This is a genomic window from Tolypothrix sp. VBCCA 56010, assembly GCF_050875635.1.
Lineage (GTDB): Bacteria > Cyanobacteriota > Cyanobacteriia > Cyanobacteriales > Nostocaceae > Hassallia.
Map to the genome: position 1 here is coordinate 39,535 of NZ_JBPAOH010000034.1, position 22,263 is coordinate 61,797.

Below are 22,263 nucleotides of genomic sequence, written 5' to 3' on the forward strand. Positions count from 1 at the left end.
CTTCACAGACATCGTTACAAATACTTACATATTTGTAACTCACACTTATGATAGATAATTATTGCTGGGGAATGGGCAATGGGCAATGGGCATTGGGCATTGGGCATTGGGCATTGGGCATTGGGCATTGGGCATTGGGTGGGGGAACCCCACCCCTACTTGTCCCCCACTTCCCCACTCCCCCACTCCCTACTCCCTACTCCCTATTCTTTCTGGGCAATGGGGAATGGGGAATAGATGTAGGGTGTGTTAGGCGGAACGCTCTAACGCACCCTACGTAAAAAGTATCGTAAATTATATCACTTTAATTTTCCTTGTTCCACAAAAAACTATGTATTAATTTTTACTAATAGTTTTTGTATTTTCTTGCTTAATAATTTTTGATTTTTCTTGATTTAAGTTTTTCCGTAATCTCTAAGACTGGGGGTGAATCAATAAGCAGCATTTTTTTGCTGATTACAATTATTAATGGCATGATTTGGTAATTATGGCAGATAGAGAATCGAAAAATTTTCGCCAAACCACGCCAAAACACTTGCATGGAGAGATTATTCATGAAGCAGAGTATATGCTTGCAGCGAGTAATAAGAAAGCGCAGAGTTATAAGTTTTGCAACTTGTAAATTTTTTAATGTTGTCTATAAAAACTATAGATGACTATAGTGACAACTAGAAATTAAAGCGCCAAAAAAAGAAATGTGTGAATTAATGCGCTTGATGCTGATGCTGCTAAAATCAATACTTTGCTTACAGGAATTCAACAGAATTTGAGGTAAAAATGAGACACCAAAAACTTTCACCTGGTCTGCTGTTAGCGTATGAAGACTACCAACGCGAAGGAGTGCAAGCTTTAACTCCACAGACGCGATCGCTTGGTATCATGGCATCCAGAAGCGCTATGCAGCAAACCAAGAGCATCGTTTTTATTTACTGCGACGAAGACGCTGACCTAAGACACCTTCTACAACAAGGTATCGAAGTCAACCAAAACACCGGAAGTGTCCGCACAGCTTATTTACCCCTGAGTAGTTTAGACCCTTTATCTGAAGAAGCTGTAGTCCATCGCATCAAGCCATCACGCAAAATGCATCTGCGGATGGATGTCGCGAAAAAAGACGTACATGTGTCAGAGTTTCAAAACAAAAGCGGACTCACAGGAGAAAAAGTCGTTATCGGTGTAGTAGATACCGGTATCGATCCGAAGCACCCTGCTTTTAAAGGTCGAATTTTACGCATTTGGGATCAAACTCTACCCGGTCCCGGTGTCAAAGAGGGCGCTTACGGGGCAGAATTAAGCAAAGACCAACTGACAATTTCCCAGGATATAGAAGGACACGGCACTCACGTTGCCGGCATTGCCTCGTCTGCTGACAACACTTATAGCGGTGTCGCACCAAAAGCAGAATTAGTCATCGTCAAAAGCGATTTACAAGATGCTCACATTGCCGATGCAGTTCGTTACATTTTCCGCGTTGCCAGTGAACTAAAACGCCCAGCAGTAGTAAATTTGAGCTTGGGTGGACACGCTGATGCTCATGATGGCAGCGATTCGTTATCAAAAATCATTGATGCGGAAACTGGTCCTGGAAGAATTGTATGCTGTGCCGCAGGTAATGAGGGTAACGACAACATTCATGCTCAAGCGAAAGTCTCTACCAGTAGCATGTCTACTATCCGCTTTAATGTTCCTCAAAATCAAGTAGGCATTGTTTGGTTAAACGGTTGGTATTCTGGCAAAGGTAAGTTAGAAGTATCTGTGCGGAGTCCTAACGGTTTTGTCACTCCCTTCCAAAAAATTATTACCAAAGACAATCCCACCCAAGATTACCAACTGCCAGATGCACGGGTGCAAATAGCCACACCAGGACCCGATCCGATAAATGGCGACCATAATTTCTTTGTGCAAATTCGGGGTAATGGTACAATGCCAGTTATGGGCGGCATTTGGCAGTTACGGATACGTAACACCGGTTCGAGTGAAACACGTTTGGATGTGTGGACGCTAGACGATAGCTCGGCGGTATTCTTCACCGGTAAAAGCGTGCAAGATGCTGTGAAAATTGGTTCCCCAGGAGCTTGCAAGAGTGCAGTTACGGTGGCTTCTTACACTACGAAAGTGAAATATACAGATATTGATGCCAAACCTCAAGAAGTGGGCTTGGAATTGCGTGATATCTCTGATTTTAGCAGTGAAGGTCCGCTGCGAAATGATGCCAAAAAGCCGGATGTCGCAGCACCAGGAGCGATGATTGTTTCTACACTTTCATCTACTGCTCAAGGTTTCGGGCGATCGGCGATGATTAATTCTAAGTTTGTGGTTTCCGCTGGCACTAGTATGGCGACACCTTTTGTTACTGGCTTGGTGGCACTATTGTTGCAACGTAACCCCAAACTTGACCCAGCTGGTGTTAAAGAATTGTTACGCAAACATAGTTCTATCCCCAAAAAAGCAGCCGGAACGTTTGATAGTAAATGGGGCTTTGGATTGATTGATGCCAAAAATCTTTAAACAGGCATAGAAGCAGAGTAAATCGAGTTGGTACAAGGGTAGACTAAAAGTCTGCCCTTTTTACGTGATTACCTAAAAGGGTTGGAAGAATCCCTGAAGTTTTTATACCTATTTCCGATCAATGCCGTTATTTTGCCAATCTTTCTGGGAAAACTAGTCTTATTACTCTTTGTTAGATTCCTAGATTGTTATGGCAATTTTTTTCTTTTCTGGAGATGCGACGCGAACAGATAGCTACGTTGAGGCAAATGTTCAAATTTCCGGCTATCACATCACCGAAGAGATTTACTCAGGGGGTCGAACCTTAATTTATCCTGACCTATTTGCCGTTGTCATTAAACAATCTACGGAAGCATCTACACGCGATGTCTGCGAGGGGCAAAGCTTACGCATCGAAATCCTCAAGCTGTTCTGTGTTCAAGCGGCTATTTCTCTAAAAAATGCACGGCTTGATCAACAGGCACAACTGCAACTGCTACAAAGTAAGAAAATGTCACCGGGAAACTTAGTGGTAGGGGTGGCACATGTAATTAATAACTCGGTCGGTTTAATTGCTGGAAATTTGCAACTTGCTCTAAATGAGGTGTTTGATGTCCACAATTAGCCTTAAAAAGATTTTTAACAAAAAAGAGTTGCTGTCTTTGCTTCAGGACTTAGTACACCAGTTCAACATTGCTATTGATGTTGAACTGGTAGACGGCACAAAACTCATGAGCATTGGAAAGCAAACTGCAAAAAACCGATATCCAATCGAGGTGTCAGGAGAAATTATCGGTTGGGTTGTTGGAGAGCAACAAGCAATTTCACTGGCGACTTTGCTTTCATTTGTGGCGAAACAGGAAGCTGATAAGAAGGTACTCGCCAAAGAATTGCTGGAGCGATACCAGGAAATTGATTTGTTTGAGGATATCTCGACTCAACTGACAACAAGTTTGAATACGCGACAAATTGCCCAACTAGTGCTTCAGGAATTAAGTCAATTGGTTGAATCCTCTGCGGGGATGATTCTACTGTTGAGTCCAGATGCAACTGCGTTTGAAATCATTGCCGAATTTGGAGTGTTTTTTCACGACAGTCAGCCGAAACCGGGCAAGGGAATTATTGGCAACATTGTGCAATCCAACCGGGCAGAACTTATTAATGATGTCCAAGCCGATCCTCGATCGCGCGGGCAGAAAAACGTTAGCGCTTTGATTTGTGTACCGTTGCGAGCAAAGGAGCGGGTACTGGGAGCGATCGCCATTGGAGCGGACAAAACTGACTCATACAAAGCTGAACATCTCAAGCTCGTGAGTATCTTTGCCTCTCAAAGTGCGATCGCCATTGAAAAGGCTTTACTTTACGAGCAAAGCACTCAAGCAGCCATCCAGGCAAAAGCCCAGACAGAGAAACTTCAGCAAGCTCTCCATGAGTTGCAACTAGCACAAACCCAGTTAATTCAAAGCGAGAAAATGTCGAGTTTAGGGCAACTCATTGCCGGAGTTGCCCACGAAATCAACAACCCAGTTAACTTTATTTGCGGCAATTTAAGATATGTTGCCGAGTATGCTAAAGACTTGTTGCACGTGCTGCAAGAGTATCAGAAATTTTTACCTGTTGCTCCGCCAGACCTGGAATTAGAGTTAGACAATATCGACCTGGAATTTATCATGGAGGATCTCCCCAAACTGCTGGATTCGATGAAGCTGGGCACCGGTCGCATTGTAGAAATTGTGCAATCCCTGAAAAACTTCTCCCGCCATGACGAAGCCGAAATGAAAGCCGTCAACATCCACGATGGCATCGACGGGACGCTGATGATTCTTCACCATCGTCTGAAAGCGTCTACTCACCGTCCAGAAATTGAAATCGTTAAAGACTATGCAAAACTTCCCTTAATTGAGTGCTACCCCGGACAGTTGAATCAGGTGTTTATGAACATCCTGGCAAATGCCATTGATGCTTTAGAGGAGTCAATGGTCAATAGTCAACAGTCAACAGTCAAAAGCCCTGAACTATCAACTATAAACTATGGAACGCCAGTTCACTCAACGGGGGCAACCCCCGCAGGTGACTGGCTCATTTTGACTAAACCCCAAATTACTATTCGCACCGCAGTCCTGGATAACCAGTGGGTGGTGATTCAAATTGCCGACAACGGTCTGGGTATGAAGGAGGAGGTAATCCGACGCATTTACGATCCCTTCTTCACCACGAAAGACGTTGGCAAGGGAACTGGGTTAGGCATGGCAATCAGCTACCAAATTGTTGTGGACAGACACCGAGGAATTCTCAAGTGTCGTTCTCAACCGGGTGAAGGAACAGAGTTCTGGATTCAGATTCCAGTGAATTGTCCAGTGGTGGACGCTGCACAAGAGCAGAGTTGCACTTCAGCAAAGCCAACTTCCACAACCGATGCCGATAACTTCATTTCATCAACAATACCAATGCTCAAACCGACTGACCTGCTGATCCGCCATACTCAATTGATCCAGCGACTTTCACACCACAGTCTGGAGGTTGACATTACATCAGCCGAGCAAATTTACCAAATGTTCCAACGCCAGCCAATTTCCTTAAAGCTTTACGTCACTTTGTTGGCTTGGTTCTGTTGTTCTAATCCTAGCCAAACACACGAATAAGGAAACCTCAACTATGTTTAGTCAAGATCAATACAACCGTCAGCTATTTGAACAATGTCCCGTTGGTTTGGTACTCTGCCAAACAGATGGGACGCTGATTGATATCAACCCCGCTTATGCTGACATTTTGGGGCGCACTGTCCCGGAAACCCTGAATCTCAGCTATTGGCAAATTACTCCGGAAAACTATGCCGCCGAGCAAGCCCTGGTAGAGAACCTAGAACAAACTGGTCGCTACGGACCTTATGAGATGGAGTTCATCCACAAAGACGGGCATCTAGTTCCGGTCAGGGTCTCCGGACTAATGATTGACAAGGATGGAGAGCGCCTGATCTGGTCAAGTGTGGAAGACATTAGCGACCTCAGGCGTGCCCAGCAGGAACGTCAACACTCCGAAAAAATTTTGAAACAGAGCGAAGCACGATACCGCTCTTTGATCAAAACTAACACGCAAATTATCTGGGTCAGCACACCAGAAGGAATTTGCTTTGAATTGACAGACTGGATCGCCTACACAGGTCAAAGTCTAGCTGAAGCTGAGAATGGGGGCTGGATTGATGCGGTACATCCCGACGATCGCGCCTATACCGGAGAAGCCTGGAGTGCTGCCGTGGCAAACCTGAGTATGTATCAAATTGAATACCGAATTCGTGGCAAGGATGGCAACTATCGCTACTTTTGGGTCTGGGGTGCCCCCGTCATCGAAGATGATGGCAGCGTCCGGGAGTGGATTGGCACTTGCACCGATATTCACGATCGCAAACTGGCAGAAGCCGAAAATCAGCGTCTTAAAGAACGATATCGCTCGTTAGTAACTGCTACTTCACAGATCGTCTGGGGAGCTACCCCGGAAGGACTGGGAATCAGCAGTGAAATGCTCACCTGGATAGCCTATACGGGGCAGAGCGAAACTGAAGTTGATGGTTGGGGCTGGATCGATCCAATTCACCCCGATGACCGTGCTAGATCCACAGAAGTTTGGAATGCTGCTGTGGCGAACCGGGGGATCTACCAAACCGAATATCGGCTGCGTGGCAAGGATGGTACATATCGCTACTTCTCTGTCTGTGGTGCCCCCGTGCTGGAAGAAGACGGCAGCATTCGGGAATGGATTGGCACTTGTACTGATATTCACGATCGCAAGCAGGCAGAAGCTGAAAATCAACGTTTATTGGATATGTTGAATCATTCCAGCAATGCCATCATCGTCCGCGACATGACCGAGAAAATTTTGTACTGGAATCAAGGTGCTGAAACTCTCTACGGTTGGATGCGCGAGGAAGTCAAAGACCAATACATTCACTCTTTTATCAAAAAAACCTTTCCAAAACCAAAACAAGAAATTATAGCAGACTTATTACAGCAAGGAAATTGGGAAGGAGAAGTGGAACACCTCACCCGTGAAGGCAGACTGATTACCGTCCAGAGCCGATGGACGTTGCAACGGGACATCTCTGGTCAGCCCTGCGCGGTACTGGAAATTAATACCGACATCACTGCCCGCAAACAAGCAGAAGTCGCTCTGCGGCAACTGAATCAAGAACTGGAAGCCAGAGTTGCAGAGCGGACGGCTGCCATGCAAAATACTCTAGCAGAAGCACAGGGATTAAATGCCATTTTAGATAACTTAGCAGATGGTTTGTTAGTGGCAGATACCGCAGGACAAATCACACACTTTAATCCTGCCTTTTTAGCCATGTATGGATTGACAGCTACTGCCCTCAACGGTCACTACCGAGAACTGCCGATATCTGGTTTAGTAGACCTGGTTGACCGAACCCAGTCCCATCCCAAAGAGGTGTTCGCTGCCGAAGTTGCCCTAACAAAGGAACGCATTGGTCAGGCAGTGGCAACCGCCATCTTCAAAAAGACGGTTGCTAACGAACCCGCCGTGTGCTTCGGTTCTGCGCTGTTGATTCGGGATGTAACGGCAGAAAAGGAAATCGACAAGATGAAGACCGATTTCATCTCTACGGTTTCCCACGAGCTGCGAACACCTCTAACTTCTGTTCTCGGTTTTGCGTCCATTATTAAAGAAAAGCTGGAAACCGATGTGTTTCCAATGATTTCTGCCGAAGACCGCAAGCTCCAGAAAACGATTAAGCGGGTGGGTGACAATCTCAACATTATTGTGTCTGAAGCAGAACGGCTCACGTCTTTGATTAACGATGTCTTAGACATTGCCAAGATGGAAGCAGGTAAGGTGGAATGGCAGATGCAGCCCATAGATCCCAGCGAATTAGTCGATTGGGCAACCAATTCTACCGCAGGGTTGTTTGAAACCAATGGCTTGCAGTTGGTCAGCGAGATTGAACCTGGACTGCCTCAGATAGTAGGCGATCGCAACCGTCTGCTGCAAGTCCTAATCAATCTGATTTCCAATGCCGTTAAGTTTACCGAATCTGGTAGTGTCATCTGCCGCGTTAAACAAGGAAACGATGGTGTTTGCATCAGCGTCATCGACACAGGCATTGGCATTACACTTGAAGACCAGCCCAAAGTGTTCGAGAAATTCCGGCAGGTTGGCGACACGCTCACAGATAAACCTAAAGGCACAGGGTTAGGACTGCCCATCTGCAAACAAATCATCGATCATCACGGTGGTAAAATCTGGGTGGAGAGCGAACCAGGCAACGGTAGTACGTTCTCGTTCACCATTCCCACCTACGCCTGCGATCAAAAAACCACTGCTAATCTGAATCTGGATACGCTAGTCAAACAACTCAAAGAACACGTCATCACCACAAACGCTGTGCTGAACGAAAATCGCAAAACCATTTTGGTTGTGGATGATGATCTCAACATTCGGGAACTGCTTCGTCAACAACTGGAAAACGAAGGTTACAATGTTCGGGAAGCGAAAGACGGCGTGGATGCGATTCATCAAATCAAAACAGCCCGTCCGGATCTGATTCTTTTGGACGTGATGATGCCCCAAATCAACGGCTTCGACGTGGCAGCTGTCTTAAAAAATGATCCCCAGACCGCAGACATTCCGATCATCATTCTGTCAATTATTGAAAACAAGGAACGGGGCTACCACATTGGCATCGATCGCTATCTCACCAAGCCCATCAATACAGAGAAACTCCTCAATGAAATTGGCTCACTGCTTTCCCAAGGTACTTCGAGTAAAAAGGTGTTGGTTGTGGATAAAAATGCCTCAACCTTAAAAACCATATCGGATGTACTGCAAACTCAAGGATACAGTGTGATTGAAGCCTCCGATCCCCAAGAATGCGTCCATAAAGCTTTATCAACTAAACCAGATATGATCATTATCGATTCTATCTTCTCTCAAGAAGCCGATCTGGTGAAAGCCCTACGGTTTGAAAAGCAGTTGGAGAATGTATTCTTCATCATGCTGTCCGATCGCTAAACCTCCTGCCTTGAAAATACTACTTCGACAAATATCTCTGTAGATACCCAATTCCCAATCCTTAATTTCTATGACATATGAAAATTCTAATTGTTGACGATGAACCCAATATCGTGATTTTGATGGAACAAGCCCTAGAAGCATTAGAAGACGAGGGGGTTGAACTCCTAACTGCCAGAAATGGAGAAGAAGCTCTCGAAACTATTAAAACGGAAAAACCAAACCTGGTATTTCTCGATGTGATGATGCCTAAAATGAGTGGTCTGCAAGTCTGCCAAATCGTTAAACATGACCTGCAAATGACTGACATCTACATCGTGATGTTGACAGCTAAGGGACAGGAATTTGATAAACAAAAAGGAATTGATGTTGGTGCTGACCTATATCTGACTAAACCATTTCGCCCTAAGGAAGTACTTGAAAAATCAAGGCAGGTGTTGGGCTTTAAATAGCAGATGCACTTTTTTTGCCGGACATGATGAAATTGTCAAGTTCAATAAATCAGGATATTCAAGTGAAGAAAATCTTATTTTTAGCAGCAAATCCCAAAGGTACTGCGCGTTTGCGTCTCGATGAAGAACTGCGAGAAATCGAAACAGGGTTACAACTTGCTCTAAACCGCGATCGCTTTATTTTAGAATCGAAAGGGGCGGTACGTCCTATAGACGTTAGACGAGCGATATTAAATTTTGATCCGCAGATTGTACATTTCTCTGGACATGGTGTAGAAAATGAAGGATTAGTATTTGAAGATGATGCTGGACGAGAGAAATTTGTAGATGCTTCAGCATTAGCAGGACTTTTTGGTGTATTCCACGATCAAGTAGAGTGTGTAGTGCTTAATGCTTGCTATTCTAAAGTTCAAGCAGAAGCGATCGCTCAACATATTAACTATGTGATTGGCATGAACCGACAAATAGGCGATCGGGCAGCGATTGAATTTTCTGTGGCTTTTTATGATGCTTTAGCAGCAGGAAAATCCGTTGAGTTTGCCCACAAATACGGCTGTGCGGCAATTCGTTTGGCAGGTATTCCAGAGGAACTAACTCCTATTCTCATCAAAAATCCTAATTTAAGTAATGTAGCTACTCAGCCAGATACACCTAAAGAACAGCCTTTAGTGACAAAAGAAATTGATCCTCCTGCAACTCAACAAATGCAGCCTACCAGCAATATGTTTAATATATCTGGCAGCACTATCACTAATCTCAGCGGTTCCGGGCAAATTAACTACAATGAATCTTCTAAATAAGCTAATAAGATTCTGCATAAGGAAGTTTTTCTTTTGGTTCCTGAGATTTTTCGCTAGAAGGCTTTTTGGTATAAACAAAATCCTCAATAAACTGTAAAAATTCTGTATTTCCTTGGTTTCCTTTATTTCTCATATCTTCTACAATACTTGAGATTCTGATACCTTTTTCTCCAACTGTTCTAAACTTTTTAATGCCGTCTTCTTCAAATTCTTCGGCTATAGCTGCATGATGCAATGCTACCAATTGCCATTGCTGGTTTAATACTGGGCTACCTGATGAACTAAAGTCAGCATCAGCTTCATATAGTATGAAATCTTTGAGTATTTTTGAAGTCCAATTGTTGGAAAGAATAATTTCTTTTCTTCTTCCTTTTGGATGCTGAATAATGTTAACTGGTTCTCCAGACTTAGCTCGTTTCTTGAGAGTTTCTATATTTAAATCAATACCAGCATTATCTAATTTTTGTTTAAGTACTTCATCTGTTATATCATCAATTGGTGGGGCAATTAGCATCGGATCATCTGACATCGGAATCCAATCAAAGAAATCTCCTGCCTGTTCTAAACTTGTATTATTATTTATAGGATGATTTTCTAATTTTGCAATAACATAGTCTAAATTTTTATTAAAACAAACAATTCTTTCTAACCGATAAGAAATAGGTTCTATTTTACGTCCCAGAATATCTTGCTCATAACTAAACTGAGCAATATACTCACTTACATACTCTTGATCCAGATTTCCTTCAGCTTTTTCGGGAAAAACATGATAGTTCGTCAATAAATAGTTTCTACTTACTAAAAAACCAGTAGCAGTAGGTACACATTCCATTTTTACTAATTTTTCTGGTGTAAAATCCTCCAAACCCTTTTGAAACTCTTGCACAAAATTAGGTCTTTCTTCTTCATCAATAGCAAGTATTTCAGCTAAATCCTCTGGTGAAAAGCTTCTATTTATACTTTCTTGAGATTTTTTTATGATTTTCAGAAATTTTTCAGCACTATCCTCATTAGCAAACTTACGTACTAATCGACATACCGCAGCACCTCGTTTAATACCTATTTGCAAAAAAGGAAATGGTAAAAAATCTGGTTCACCAAAAACTGCACTAATAGCTGGATTTTTTTTAGGAGCAAGACGCCGAACAATCATTTCTGCTCTTTCTTCAGGAGAAGCTTCCTCAGAAGGTACGGGAGGTACGAGTTGACCTGAACTGTCTAGGAAAAATACAAGAGATCCTAAACCGGGTACGGAAACAGGTACACCATTATTGGGCAATATTACGAAAGTTGTCATGTTTTATTTAAGTCTCAATTAAAACATTGTAATATTTTCCACATAGTCTAAACAAAAATCATGTAAAGAAAAATGAATAAAGATATTCGCGGTCAGCGTTTTTCTCAAGAATTGTTACCAAATAATTTACAAAATGTAATTGCTGGTCAAACAACAATTCTCAAAATCATCATAATTGCTGTTAGCATTATGCTCGGCATTGTTTCAGCCAGTGTTGCAGGGTTTCTTGGCTCTGTAATTTGTTTAGAAGTCATCGCATCTTCCGATCCACAATCTCGTTTCTCATATTTATGCATGACTTTAGTTATAGTAGCTTGGATGATCGCTACTCTCAAGCTAGGTATAATAAAAGGTTTATTTGTAGCACTGATTAGCACTTTAATAGCAGTAATTGCTGCTGTTGTCATAAGTGTCTGGAGTTTAAATGATTATTATCCTGGCAGAGTTTTTTTAGTTATAATTGTTTTTACAAGTTTGGCTATTTTTAGCTTCTTTGTTAGTAGATTTTCTATATATTTCAATAACGCTTTATTAAATAAAAATCTCCACTTTATAAATAATTTTTTTACTTGTATCTTTTTTAGTACAGCAATCCTTATTAGCTATAAGTTTATATTTTCAGATGAAACTTCACAATACATAGAGAAAATTTATCAATCTAGGTTATTAATAATTGGTTTGCCGTTTTATCAAATTAAGTATATTGCTGTTTTATGTGGAGGTATAGCTGGTTTGAGTATGACAATAGCTAGTTTAAGAGCTATAGACTTAGACAAAAAGCGCAATAATTCAGATTTTTTAAAGTTGTGGGCGATCGCAGCGGCTTCTTGGGGTGGAACATCATTTTATAACTTAGACTTAAGTAACGTTGATTTTACTAATTCTGAGTTAGCAAATACTGATTTCAGGGCAAGAAAACTTTACCGTACTTGTTTAAAACATGTTAGAGGACTAGATAGAGCCAGAATTGATAATCAATACTTAGATTTGAGTAATCCCCAAGTACAAAAACTGCTAATTGATGGATCTAGTGAAGATACAGACTTTAGCAGAATAAATTTGCAAGGAGCATATTTACGAAATGCAGATATGAGGCATTTTAAGTTTATAGAAACTAATTTAAACGGAGCATATTTACAAGGTGCTGATTTGCGCGGAAGTATTTTAATTCGCGCTCAGGTTACAGGAGTTGATTTTACAGGTGCTAATTTAACCGGAATTTGTATTGAAGATTGGAGTGTCAATACTAAGACTTGTTTGACGAGAGTTGAATGTGATTATATCTACCGGAAATTAGATGAAAAAGGAGAGGGAACAGAACGCTATCCTATAGATCGCAACTTTGAAAAAGGAGAATTTGAAGCTTTATATCAAGAAGTAGAAGAAGTAGTTGAGTTAGTCTTTAAAGAAGGTGTGAATTGGCGTGCTTTGAGCTTCACTTTTCGCCAAATTCAATTAGAAGATGAGGGTTTAGGGTTAGAACTCAAAGGAGTAGAAAAACGCGGTGAACTTTGGGTTGTGAAAGTAACCCACAAAGAAGGAATTCCTCGGCAAGAGGTTGAACAACGTGTGATTCCAATTTACAATCTTCTAGAAAAGCAGATTGCTATAATGGGACAGCAATTAGACAAAGCTTTAATGATTGGCGCAAATCAATCAGAAGCCTTAAAAGAATTAAGTAAAAAATCTTTTGGGAATAATTTTTCGATTACTGGCAGTACAATTACAAACTTGGCTGGTTCTGGCGAAATCGATTATGACGAAGCTGCTAGTAAAATTCGCAGTTTTGTTGCTAATGGTAGCGAACCATCTCAAGCCACACGCATAGCTCAAAGTCTCTTAGAACAATTTCAGAATCAAAATATCGCTACTTCTGCTGATGAACAAGCTGAACTTATTCAGCAGGTAATTTTGAGTGAGGCTAAAAAAGATCCAATTTTCAAACAGTTTATTGTGCAGCAAGGACAGCAAATAGCAGATAATATGCCAGAAAGTGCGATCGCAACAGCTATCAGAGAAGCATACTCCCAACTCATTTAACCTCAATACATTGGACAAGCAACATTGGGTGATACGTTAAATCTATAATCAGACGTAGAACGCATGACATTACGTCTGTATAAGGGTAGGGGCTAAAAACCGATAAATTTGGTAACTTGGTAAAACGGTAGGAAAAAACCTGCTCTATTTACCTTTTCACTTGGGAGTCGTCGCAATATGAATTATCAAAAATTAGATGCCCCCCTGTCTGTGGCACTTAAAGACGTTCAAAATACAGATGAACCTAGCTTGCAGGTTTTCATCCATACCAAGCCTGTTTCAAATGCCGAAACTGCCACTTTAGAAAATTTAGGTGTCAGTGGAGTTACTAGGGGCAAAGATGTATTCACGGCAACACTGTCTCCAAGTGCTATTTCCCAATTGTCTGAGCAACCGTGGGTGCAACATGTGAAACTGTCGCAAACATTGCATCTGGCTAATCAGCGCTACGGTATGAAACGTCTGCGATGATTGATAATTGTTAATGCAAATTGATACAGGCGATCGCCAATGCCCGCGATAACCTTTCTCATTGATTACTAGAAACATCCCGTAAAGTTAACTTAGAACAATATACGATCCCCCCCTTACCAGCAGTCTCAGACAGTCCTAAACTGTATGTGAGAGTTGAAAGGCAGTTGGGAGAAATTTTGTGAAAAATGTATTAGCAATCATTCTCGGTGGCGGTGCGGGTACTCGTCTTTATCCGCTTACCAAATTACGCGCTAAACCAGCGGTACCCGTAGCCGGAAAGTACCGCTTAATAGATATTCCTGTGAGTAACTGCATAAATTCAGAAATATTCAAAATTTATGTTCTGACTCAATTCAACTCAGCCTCTTTAAATCGCCACATTGCGCGTACATACAACTTCACTGGTTTTAATGAAGGGTTTGTAGAAGTCTTAGCCGCACAGCAAACGCCGGAAAATCCCAATTGGTTCCAAGGGACTGCGGATGCTGTGCGTCAGTATATTTGGCTGTTGCAAGAATGGGATGCAGAGGAATTTATCATTCTATCAGGCGATCACCTTTACCGGATGGATTATCGCCAGTTTGTGGAGCGTCATCGAGAAACTGATGCCGATATTACTCTATCAGTTATCCCGATGGACGATCGCCGCGCTTCGGATTTTGGCTTGATGAAAATCGATCAGTCTGGTAGAGTTATCGATTTTAGCGAAAAACCCAAAGGCGATGACTTATATCAAATGCGCGTTGATACAAGTCTACTCGGTTTATCAGCAGAACAGGCTCAACGGCAGCCCTACATCGCTTCGATGGGGATTTATGTCTTTAAAAAAGACGTTTTGATCAAGTTGTTGAAAGAATCTTTAGAAAAAACTGACTTTGGTAAAGAAATTATTCCGGATGCAGCTAAAGATCACAACGTTCAGGCATACTTATTTGATGGCTACTGGGAAGACATTGGAACAATTGAATCATTTTATGATGCTAATTTGGCGCTGACTCAGCAACCCTTACCACCTTTTAGCTTCTACGATGAAAAATCTCCAATTTATACCCGCGCTCGTTACTTACCTCCGAGTAAACTATTAGATTGCCAGATTTCCCAATCGATGATAGGCGAAGGTTGTATTCTGAAAAATTGCCGAATCGATCATTCGGTTTTGGGAGTGCGATCGCGTATTGAATCCGGTTCCGTAATTGAAGATACTCTAATCATGGGAGCCGATTTCTATCAAGCATTCGCCGAACGACATACACACTGTCAAGATGGTGAAGTTCCCTTGGGTATCGGTGCTAACACAACAATTCGCCGCGCCATCATTGACAAAAACGCCAGCATCGGCTGTGATGTACAAATCATCAATAAAGATAACGTGCAAGAAGCCGAACGCGAAAGTCAAGGCTTTTATATCCGTAGCGGAATCGTCGTTGTGCTGAAAAATGCCGTGATTGCTGATGGAACGATAATTTAAAAGTTAGGGGCATTGGGCAATGGGCATGGGGCATCGGGGATGGGGCATGGGGCATAGAAATACGTCTAGCTTCTTTTTATTGCCATTGCCCATTGCCCATTGCCCATTGCCCATTGCCCAATGCCCAATGCCCCACTTGTTGTTGCTAATTGGTCTTCCTGGTAGCGGTAAATCCACTTTGGCGAAACAATTACTGTTATGTCCCCAGAGGCAGTTGATTTCTAGCGATGCCATCCGGGGACAGCTTTTTGGTGATGAGGCGATTCAGGGAGTGTGGATGAGAGTTTGGCGAGAGATTCAGCGGCAACTTCAGCAGGCGATCGCTACAAATAGCACGGCAATTTATGATGCTACCAATGCTCAACGACGCAATCGACGTGAGGTAATCCACACTTGCCGCGAGTTAGGCTTTACTCACATTACCGGGATGTGGCTGGATACACCGATTTGGCTGTGTTTGGCACGCAATAAAAAGCGGCTGAACCCGGTTCCTGAAGAAGTCATTTTTCGGATGCATCGTCAACTCCGGGATGCACCCCCAAGCTTGGAGGAGGGACTAGACGAGTTGATTTGCTTTTCCCCAGCGCGAAGGTAGCGTCAATATACGCCCGCAGACCCCGCAGGCTAGAAGCCTGGACGCCAGGTGCTTCAAGTCGGCAAAGCCGCCCAACGCACTGGCTCGGCTATACGAACGAAGCCTGCGAAGGCAGGCTTTGTCCGTATAGCGATACCCTTGTAGGGTATTGCGGCTTTCATTGGAATGTTTCCCCAGCACGAAAGTACGGGAATTGCCCTCATACTGTCAAGAACAACCCCACTTGATTTTTGCTAATGTTTGTTAATTTAAAATCATGGTTTATTTGCTGGGCATTATACCTGGCAAACAGCTTATCTCATATCTTACATAAAAACATAACAGGGATTTCTATAGGAGGCTGGTAGATGGCTGCAACCGATTTTAAAGACTATTATGCAATTTTGGGAGTTAATAAAACTGCCACTCCAGAAGAAATTAAACAAGCTTTTCGGAAACTAGCGCGTAAGTATCACCCTGATGTCAATCCTGGCAACAAACAGGCTGAGGCAAGCTTTAAAGAAGTTAACGAAGCTTACGAAGTTTTGTCAGACGCAGACAAACGTAAAAAGTATGACCAATTCGGTCAATACTGGAATAAGGTTGGTCAAGGCTTTCCGTCTGGTGGTGGTGCTGGTGTCGATATGGGCGGTTTTGACTTCGGTCAATACGGCAGCTTTGACGAGTTTATCAATGAGTTGTTAGGACGCTTTGGTGGCACTACAGGCAGCCGTACTAGACAACAAAGCTATTCTTACAGCACTTCCACAAATGGGCAAACTGGTTTTGGTGGCTTTAACGATTTTGGCTTTCAAGATGCAAGTGCGGGTGCTACTGCACAGGATAGCGAAGCAGCGATCGCTTTAACTTTTGGCGAAGCTTTCCACGGTGTCCAAAAACGCTTTAGTTTAGGTAACGAAACAATTGATGTCCGCATTCCCGCAGGTGCTAAATCCGGTACTCGTCTGCGTTTGCGCGGCAAAGGTCAAGTTAATCCCTTTAATCAACAACGAGGCGATTTATACTTGCGGGTAGAACTTCAGCCGCACTCCTTCTATCAATTTGAAGGTGATAATTTGGTGTGCGAAGTGCCAATTACGCCAGATGAAGCTACTTTGGGAGCCTCAATTGATGTACCCACACCTGATGGTATGGTTAACGTCAAGCTGCCGGCTGGAGTGCGTTCCGGTCAATCTTTGCGGTTACGCGGTAAAGGTTGGCATTTACCCAAGGGTGGACGTGGGGATCAGTTGGTGAAAGTGGCGATCGCTCCGCCAAAAGACCTCAGCCAACAAGAGCGCGAATATTATGAAAAACTCCGCGCTATCCGTACTTACAATCCCCGCAGTCATTTGCAGCAAGTTAAGCTGTAAAATTTTCACCGCAGATAAACGCGGATGCAGGCAGATTTTTATCTGTTGAATCTGCGTGTATCTGCGTATATCAGCGGTTGCAATAATCCACATCAATTCTAGTCATTAGCTAGGTGCGAATTTACCTTAATCTTTTAACTTGTATTTTATCGCGCCATTAGAGTTTGGAAGATAGGCTTGAAGGCTTGAATCATTTCTGGGGTTGTTTGGGTAGTTTGCCAGGTTGGACGCTCGATCAAGCGATCGCACCAAGCACTCAATTTCGGATAATCACTTAAAGAAATGCCAACTTGTGGCAAAATGGTGACAATAGTTCCCGCAACAGGTTCGGCAAGAGTTAAATTTTCACTGCCAAAGTAAGGGCGATCGTCAAGTAAACTTTCAAACAACTTCAGTACTATTGACGTTTTCTGCTTTGCCTGTTCCATTTTTTCTGGATCTCCAGGGAAGCCTAACATCAGTGGAAACAGTGGATTTGCTGCGGGTAACAATTCATTAACAGTTATCAGTTCCACCATTCGTACAATTGCTAAATCCTTGGCATCTTTAGGCAACATTGCAGGTGTGGGATATTTTGCTTCTAAATAGTCTAGAATTGCCAAGGATTCTACTAAATTAAAGCCGTCATCCACCAACACTGGAATGTGGTGAAAAGGGTTAAGCGCCAAAAACTCTGGTTTAAACTGTTCCCCATTTAGTTTCACTTCTATTAGTTCAAACTCAAGTTTTTTTTCCAGTAGGGTAATCCAGACACGGCGCGAATTTGCTGAAATCGGTGCGTGATACAGCTTGAGCATGATAAAACCTCACACTATGAGGAGACTATAGGCAAGCTTAATTATAAGCTGTAGAGCTACCCGAAAAAATCTAACGTAGTAAGCACTTTAGTGCTTGAAAGTATTGTAGAAATAAGAATCGCTCTTCGCGATTACTACGATTCATTAAACTGCTCTAATAATGTCTCAATGCTGGCGTTACGATCCAAAAAGGAAAATAAATGCCGATAGCGTAGTCTGCCTTGTTTATCTAACACAAACTGCGCTGGTAAAGGTGCGCCTAATGCTTGCCCAGTTTGATATGTACGAAACGTGCGGCAGCTGGGGTCGCTCAAAAGAGGCATTTTTAACTTTAAATCTCTCACAACTATTTGACTTTGCCGTTCGTCGGTACTGCTAATCATCAAAACTTCTATACCGCGATTTTTAAATTGCTCGTAGTTCTGATTCAAAGCTTTGATATGAGGAAAGCATAAGGGGCAATATTGCTTTTCGGTGAAGATGCGTGTAAAGGCAAGCAATACTGGTTGATTACCTCTATAATTCGATAACTTTACTAATGTGCCGTTGGTAATATCTGGTAGTTGAAAATCTGGTGTTGCTACTCCCAAAAACAGTTTATTTGTCGCTGGAATTGGCAGAAAGTTGCGGAAGAAGCGCTCGTTCAATAAGCCACTAAAATCATTTGATGTCAGCATTATGTTATCTCCGGTGAGTAACTATAAAAAAATAAAATTTAATATTGTTGCAATTTTGATGAATAAAAATTATTATTTACTACTACTAACTAACTGCTAACCATATCCTTATGATAAAACCACACATAGAGAGCGAACTTGACACCAATTTATTTCACCTAAGTTGCTAGTACTCGACCAATTGAATATTGCTTTCGTTAGGGGTGGTCAGATTCCCGACCCCAAAGGGGTCAACGAGATTCCCATCTCCCAAAGGGAGACGCTGCGCGAACGACGCTAGGCGCCAAGACGGGAACTCGTTGACTTGGGCGAAGTCGGGAATCTTGCAATCGATCAAAATTGACTTAAAAGACCACTCTTCGAGGCAATTATGGAGTTTTCCTTTCTTGGCGATTAGACAGCGGAGAAGTACACTTTGGACTTCACTGGGTCGGGAACCATTGTCTCGTCTCCGGGTTGCCAACCAGCAGGGCAAACTTCGTCGGGATGGGACTGGACGTATCTAATTGCTTGCAATGTCCGCAGAGTTTCATCGACGCTGCGACCAAAAGCTAGGTTGTTGATGGTAGCGTGTTGAATGACACCATCTTTATCGATGATGAACAGACCGCGCAAGGCAATACCTGCCGCTGGATCAAGAACGTTGTAAGCGGCGCTAACTTCTTTCTTGATGTCAGATACTAGAGGATAGTTGAGATCGCCGACTCCACCAGACTTGCGATCGGTCTGAATCCAAGCGAGATGGGAGAACTCGCTATCAACGGAAACACCAAGAATTTCGGTGTCCAGTTTCTTGAATTCTTCGTAGCGATCGCTAAATGCTGTGATTTCTGTCGGGCAAACGAAGGTAAAGTCTAGAGGGTAAAAAAACAAGACAACATACTTGCCGCGATACTCGGACAGTTTAATTGTTTGAAATTCCTGGTCTACCACAGCGGTTGCTGTAAAGTCGGGAGCTTGTTGACCTACCCGAAGGCATCCTTCTGCTGAATAAGTGAGGGGCATTTACTTAATTCTCCTGGAACTTATATTTGTCTATCAGCTTAGTAATTTGGAGAGCAATAAAACTCACCCTTAAGAGCTGTCACAGTTTTAATTACGATCTGTTACGACTATATCATAGTCATAACGATTTTGAGTAGCCAATGAACGATTTAGATACAAGAGAATGGTTGCTGACCAATGGCATGGGAAGTTTTGCCAGTGGTACAGTTTCTGATGTCCGCACGCGCACTTATCACGGCTGGCTGATTGCCGCTACCAGTCCACCTTCCGGACGTACCCTATTGTTTTCGCACCTAGAAGCTAGTCTGGAACTACCGGGACGGGTAGTGGCACTAGGGACAAATTTCTGGGGTACTGGTCAAGTTGAGCCAACAGGATATAAACTGCAACGCTCTTTTGATATTAACCCAGTCCCAAAATGGATTTGGGGTGAGGATGACTGGCAGTTAAGCAGACAATTGCTCATGCCTTATGGTAGGGAATGGGGAGAGGGGGAGAGGAGCCAGCGCCGTGCGGAGGTTCCCTCCGTTGAGGCGACTGGCGTGGGGAGAGGGGGGGAGGGGGGGAATTTCTCCTACTTTCCCACTTCCTCATCTCCCTCATCTCCCCCATCTTCCCCCACTCCTCCACTCCCCCCCTCCTCTTTAAACCATCGCATTTTAATTCACTATCGCTATGAGGGTAAAGATGCGGCGATTTTAAGGCTGCGACTGTTGATAGGCGATCGCGATTTTCATCATCAACAAAAAGCAACGCCAGAATTACACTTTTCGCAAATGCTAGGACAACAGCAAGTGTGTCTGCAAGCGATAAATTCTGGTAACTTTGGCACACCTTGGCATTTGCGCTGGCAAAAAGGAAATTATCAACCAGACACAGTTTGGTATTGGAATTATCAATTGTTGGAAGAAACCCAGCGAGGATTAGGCGATCGCGAAGACTTCTTCAGTCCTGGTTATTTAACAGTCGCTCTCAATAGAGGAGATGCAGTCACTTTAGAAGCGCGGGTAGGCTTTCCCGAACCCACGTCAGATATCCTCACTTCAGAAACCTTTGCAGAAGCACTCGAAGCAGAGCACGAAAGACTCTCCCAGATTTTTGCATGTAGAAAAGGAGGGGGAGAGTGGGGGAGTGGGGGAGACAAGGGAGATAAGGGAGATAAGGGAGATAAGGGAGACAAGGGAGCAATATCTTCCTCATCCTCCTTGTCCTCCTTGTCACCCCCATCCCCCTTGTCCTCCTCATCCCCCCCATCCACCACTCCCCCACTCCCCCACTCCCCCTCATCCCCCTCATCCCCCTCATCCCCCTCATCCCCCTCATCCCCCCCATCCCCCACTCCCCCACTCCCCCACTCCCCCACTCCTCCATCCCCAACATGGCAGAAACTACTACGAGCAAGCGATCAATTTATCGTTTATCGAGCCTCAATTGCTGGACCGACTGTGATTGCTGGTTATCATTGGTTCAACGACTGGGGACGCGATACTTTGGTTGCTTTACCGGGTTTAGCGTTGGTTCCGCAGCGCTTTGAACTGGCAAAAGGACTTTTAGAAACTTTTGGGCGTTACTGTCATTACGGCTTGATCCCCAATGCATTTCCTGATGTTGGTGGGGAACCGTTTTATAACAGTATCGATGCAGCGCTGTGGTGGATTGAAACTTTAGGACTTTACTTAGAAGCTACTCAAGATTGGGAATTTTTGGCAGAACAATATCCGGTGGTACAGCAAATCCACAAAGCGTTTATCGGCGGTACGCGGTATAATATCCAGGTTGATTCTACCGATGGGCTGGTTAGTTGGGATACTCGTGGTGAAGCTCTCACCTGGATGGATGCGGTAGTTGATGGACAACCAGTAACTCCCCGTCGCGGTAAACCGGTAGAAATCAATGCGCTGTGGTATTCGGCTTTATGTTGGGCTTCTCGGTGGGCAGAAATCTTGAGCGAAAAAGAACCACCAGCGGAATCAACGCGGTTAGTTAAGCAAGCGCGACGTTATATTGAGCAAGCCAAACAGGTGCAATTTTCTCTACAAAAGTATTGGAATCCGCAGCTAGACTATTTGTACGACACGATTGAGCCAGACGATCGCCGAAATTCTCAAATTCGCCCAAATGCAGTTTTAGCGCTTTCATTGCGTCATTGTGGCTTTTCTCAACAGCACGGGCGTCAGATACTTGATAAAGCAACATCTAGCTTGCTTACTCCCTATGGTCTTCGCACTCTTGATAGAAGCGATCCCGAATACATAGGTATATATTTAGGCAATTCAGAACAGCGCGATCGCGCTTATCATCAAGGCACTGTTTGGAGTTGGCTAATAGGTCCATTTATCCGCGCTTGGGAACGTTTTTACCCAGAAGAACCTCTGCCCTTTGATTGGCAACCGTTATTAGATCACTTCCTTAATGATGCTTGTATTGGCTCAATTTCGGAAATTTTTGATGGTGATGAACCTCATCATCCCAGAGGTGCGATCGCTCAAGCTTGGTCAGTTGCAGAAGTAATTCGCCATTATCGTAATTAAAAACTCGTAGTGAGCGGTTTACCGCTCATCCCAAGCATTTAAAACCGCTCAAACCCTTACGAAGAGGGTAAAAGAAGAAATAACTTTTCCCACACTTATCTATTTAACTCAAGTTGCGGGTTATCAAAATCCGGGTGTTTTTCATCCAGAAATTAGTGCGATCACTAATGACAAATTCACGGTGGTGCTACGCGCCACCGCGATTTCGACCCAATCATCACGAGCAGTCTACTAGATCGGGTTAAGGTATTAATAATTTCTTACTAA

Annotated in this window: 17 protein-coding genes; 12 read left to right on the forward strand and 5 right to left on the reverse strand. The window is 43.4% G+C overall.

Going from position 1 to position 22,263, the window contains the following annotated elements:
* Positions 1-45: 45 nt before the first annotated feature.
* Positions 46-186: a histidine kinase gene (locus AABK37_RS14330; protein ID WP_432552233.1), complete on the reverse strand. Its 141-nt coding sequence runs from the start codon at positions 184-186 to the stop codon at positions 46-48.
* 591 nt (positions 187-777) lie between these two features.
* Here AABK37_RS14330 and AABK37_RS14335 point away from each other — a divergent pair.
* The 6 genes from AABK37_RS14335 (at position 778) to AABK37_RS14360 (ending at position 9,760) form a co-directional block, all read left to right on the forward strand.
* Entirely contained in the window at positions 778-2,508 is a 1,731-nt protein-coding gene (locus AABK37_RS14335) for a S8 family peptidase (protein WP_432552234.1), read from the forward strand.
* 190 nt (positions 2,509-2,698) lie between these two features.
* Positions 2,699-3,112, forward strand: a complete 414-nt coding sequence (locus AABK37_RS14340) for a hypothetical protein (RefSeq protein WP_432552235.1) — start codon at positions 2,699-2,701, stop codon at positions 3,110-3,112.
* A complete protein-coding gene (locus AABK37_RS14345) occupies positions 3,099-5,129 on the forward strand; it encodes a sensor histidine kinase (RefSeq protein ID WP_432552236.1) in 2,031 nt (676 codons plus the stop codon). Before AABK37_RS14340 ends, AABK37_RS14345 begins: the two co-directional genes overlap by 14 nt.
* A gap of 13 nt (positions 5,130-5,142) precedes the next feature.
* On the forward strand, positions 5,143-8,508 hold the full coding sequence (locus AABK37_RS14350; RefSeq protein WP_432552237.1) for a PAS domain S-box protein: 3,366 nt from the start codon (positions 5,143-5,145) through the stop codon (positions 8,506-8,508).
* 77 nt (positions 8,509-8,585) lie between these two features.
* On the forward strand, positions 8,586-8,960 hold the full coding sequence (locus AABK37_RS14355) for a response regulator transcription factor (protein ID WP_089128753.1): 375 nt from the start codon (positions 8,586-8,588) through the stop codon (positions 8,958-8,960).
* A 62-nt stretch (positions 8,961-9,022) separates the two neighbouring features.
* On the forward strand, positions 9,023-9,760 hold the full coding sequence (locus AABK37_RS14360) for a CHAT domain-containing protein (protein ID WP_432552238.1): 738 nt from the start codon (positions 9,023-9,025) through the stop codon (positions 9,758-9,760).
* Between the two features lies 1 nt (position 9,761).
* Here AABK37_RS14360 and AABK37_RS14365 read toward each other — a convergent pair whose 3' ends face one another.
* Positions 9,762-11,057: a trypsin-like serine peptidase gene (locus AABK37_RS14365; RefSeq protein WP_432552239.1), complete on the reverse strand. Its 1,296-nt coding sequence runs from the start codon at positions 11,055-11,057 to the stop codon at positions 9,762-9,764.
* Positions 11,058-11,129: 72 nt separating this feature from the next.
* Here AABK37_RS14365 and AABK37_RS14370 point away from each other — a divergent pair, with 72 nt between their 5' ends.
* The 5 genes from AABK37_RS14370 to AABK37_RS14390 all read left to right on the forward strand — a co-directional run bounded on the left by AABK37_RS14370 (position 11,130) and on the right by AABK37_RS14390 (position 16,986).
* Positions 11,130-13,097 carry a pentapeptide repeat-containing protein gene (locus AABK37_RS14370; RefSeq protein ID WP_432552240.1) on the forward strand — a complete coding sequence of 656 codons (1,968 nt, stop codon included), beginning with the start codon at positions 11,130-11,132 and terminating at the stop codon, positions 13,095-13,097.
* A 177-nt stretch (positions 13,098-13,274) separates the two neighbouring features.
* The gene (locus AABK37_RS14375) at positions 13,275-13,568 is read left to right on the forward strand and encodes a hypothetical protein (protein ID WP_432552241.1); all 294 of its coding nucleotides are present in this window, start codon (positions 13,275-13,277) and stop codon (positions 13,566-13,568) included.
* Between the two features lie 181 nt (positions 13,569-13,749).
* Positions 13,750-15,039 (forward strand): glucose-1-phosphate adenylyltransferase, encoded by a 1,290-nt coding sequence (locus AABK37_RS14380; protein ID WP_432552242.1) that lies wholly within the window; start codon positions 13,750-13,752, stop codon positions 15,037-15,039.
* Positions 15,040-15,166: 127 nt separating this feature from the next.
* Positions 15,167-15,634, forward strand: a complete 468-nt coding sequence (locus tag AABK37_RS14385; protein WP_432552249.1) for an AAA family ATPase — start codon at positions 15,167-15,169, stop codon at positions 15,632-15,634.
* Positions 15,635-15,981: 347 nt separating this feature from the next.
* On the forward strand, positions 15,982-16,986 hold the full coding sequence (locus tag AABK37_RS14390) for a DnaJ C-terminal domain-containing protein (protein WP_432552243.1): 1,005 nt from the start codon (positions 15,982-15,984) through the stop codon (positions 16,984-16,986).
* 146 nt (positions 16,987-17,132) lie between these two features.
* Here the strand turns inward: AABK37_RS14390 and AABK37_RS14395 are convergent, their stop codons facing one another.
* The 3 genes from AABK37_RS14395 to AABK37_RS14405 all read right to left on the reverse strand — a co-directional run bounded on the left by AABK37_RS14395 (position 17,133) and on the right by AABK37_RS14405 (position 19,465).
* Positions 17,133-17,783, reverse strand: a complete 651-nt coding sequence (locus AABK37_RS14395; protein WP_432552244.1) for a glutathione S-transferase family protein — start codon at positions 17,781-17,783, stop codon at positions 17,133-17,135.
* A 134-nt stretch (positions 17,784-17,917) separates the two neighbouring features.
* Positions 17,918-18,460 carry a peroxiredoxin family protein gene (locus AABK37_RS14400; protein ID WP_432552245.1) on the reverse strand — a complete coding sequence of 181 codons (543 nt, stop codon included), beginning with the start codon at positions 18,458-18,460 and terminating at the stop codon, positions 17,918-17,920.
* 393 nt (positions 18,461-18,853) lie between these two features.
* Positions 18,854-19,465 (reverse strand): peroxiredoxin, encoded by a 612-nt coding sequence (locus AABK37_RS14405; protein WP_039741942.1) that lies wholly within the window; start codon positions 19,463-19,465, stop codon positions 18,854-18,856.
* A 140-nt stretch (positions 19,466-19,605) separates the two neighbouring features.
* Here AABK37_RS14405 and AABK37_RS14410 point away from each other — a divergent pair, with 140 nt between their 5' ends.
* Positions 19,606-21,996 (forward strand): amylo-alpha-1,6-glucosidase, encoded by a 2,391-nt coding sequence (locus AABK37_RS14410; RefSeq protein ID WP_432552246.1) that lies wholly within the window; start codon positions 19,606-19,608, stop codon positions 21,994-21,996.
* The last annotated feature ends 267 nt before the right edge of the window (positions 21,997-22,263 follow it).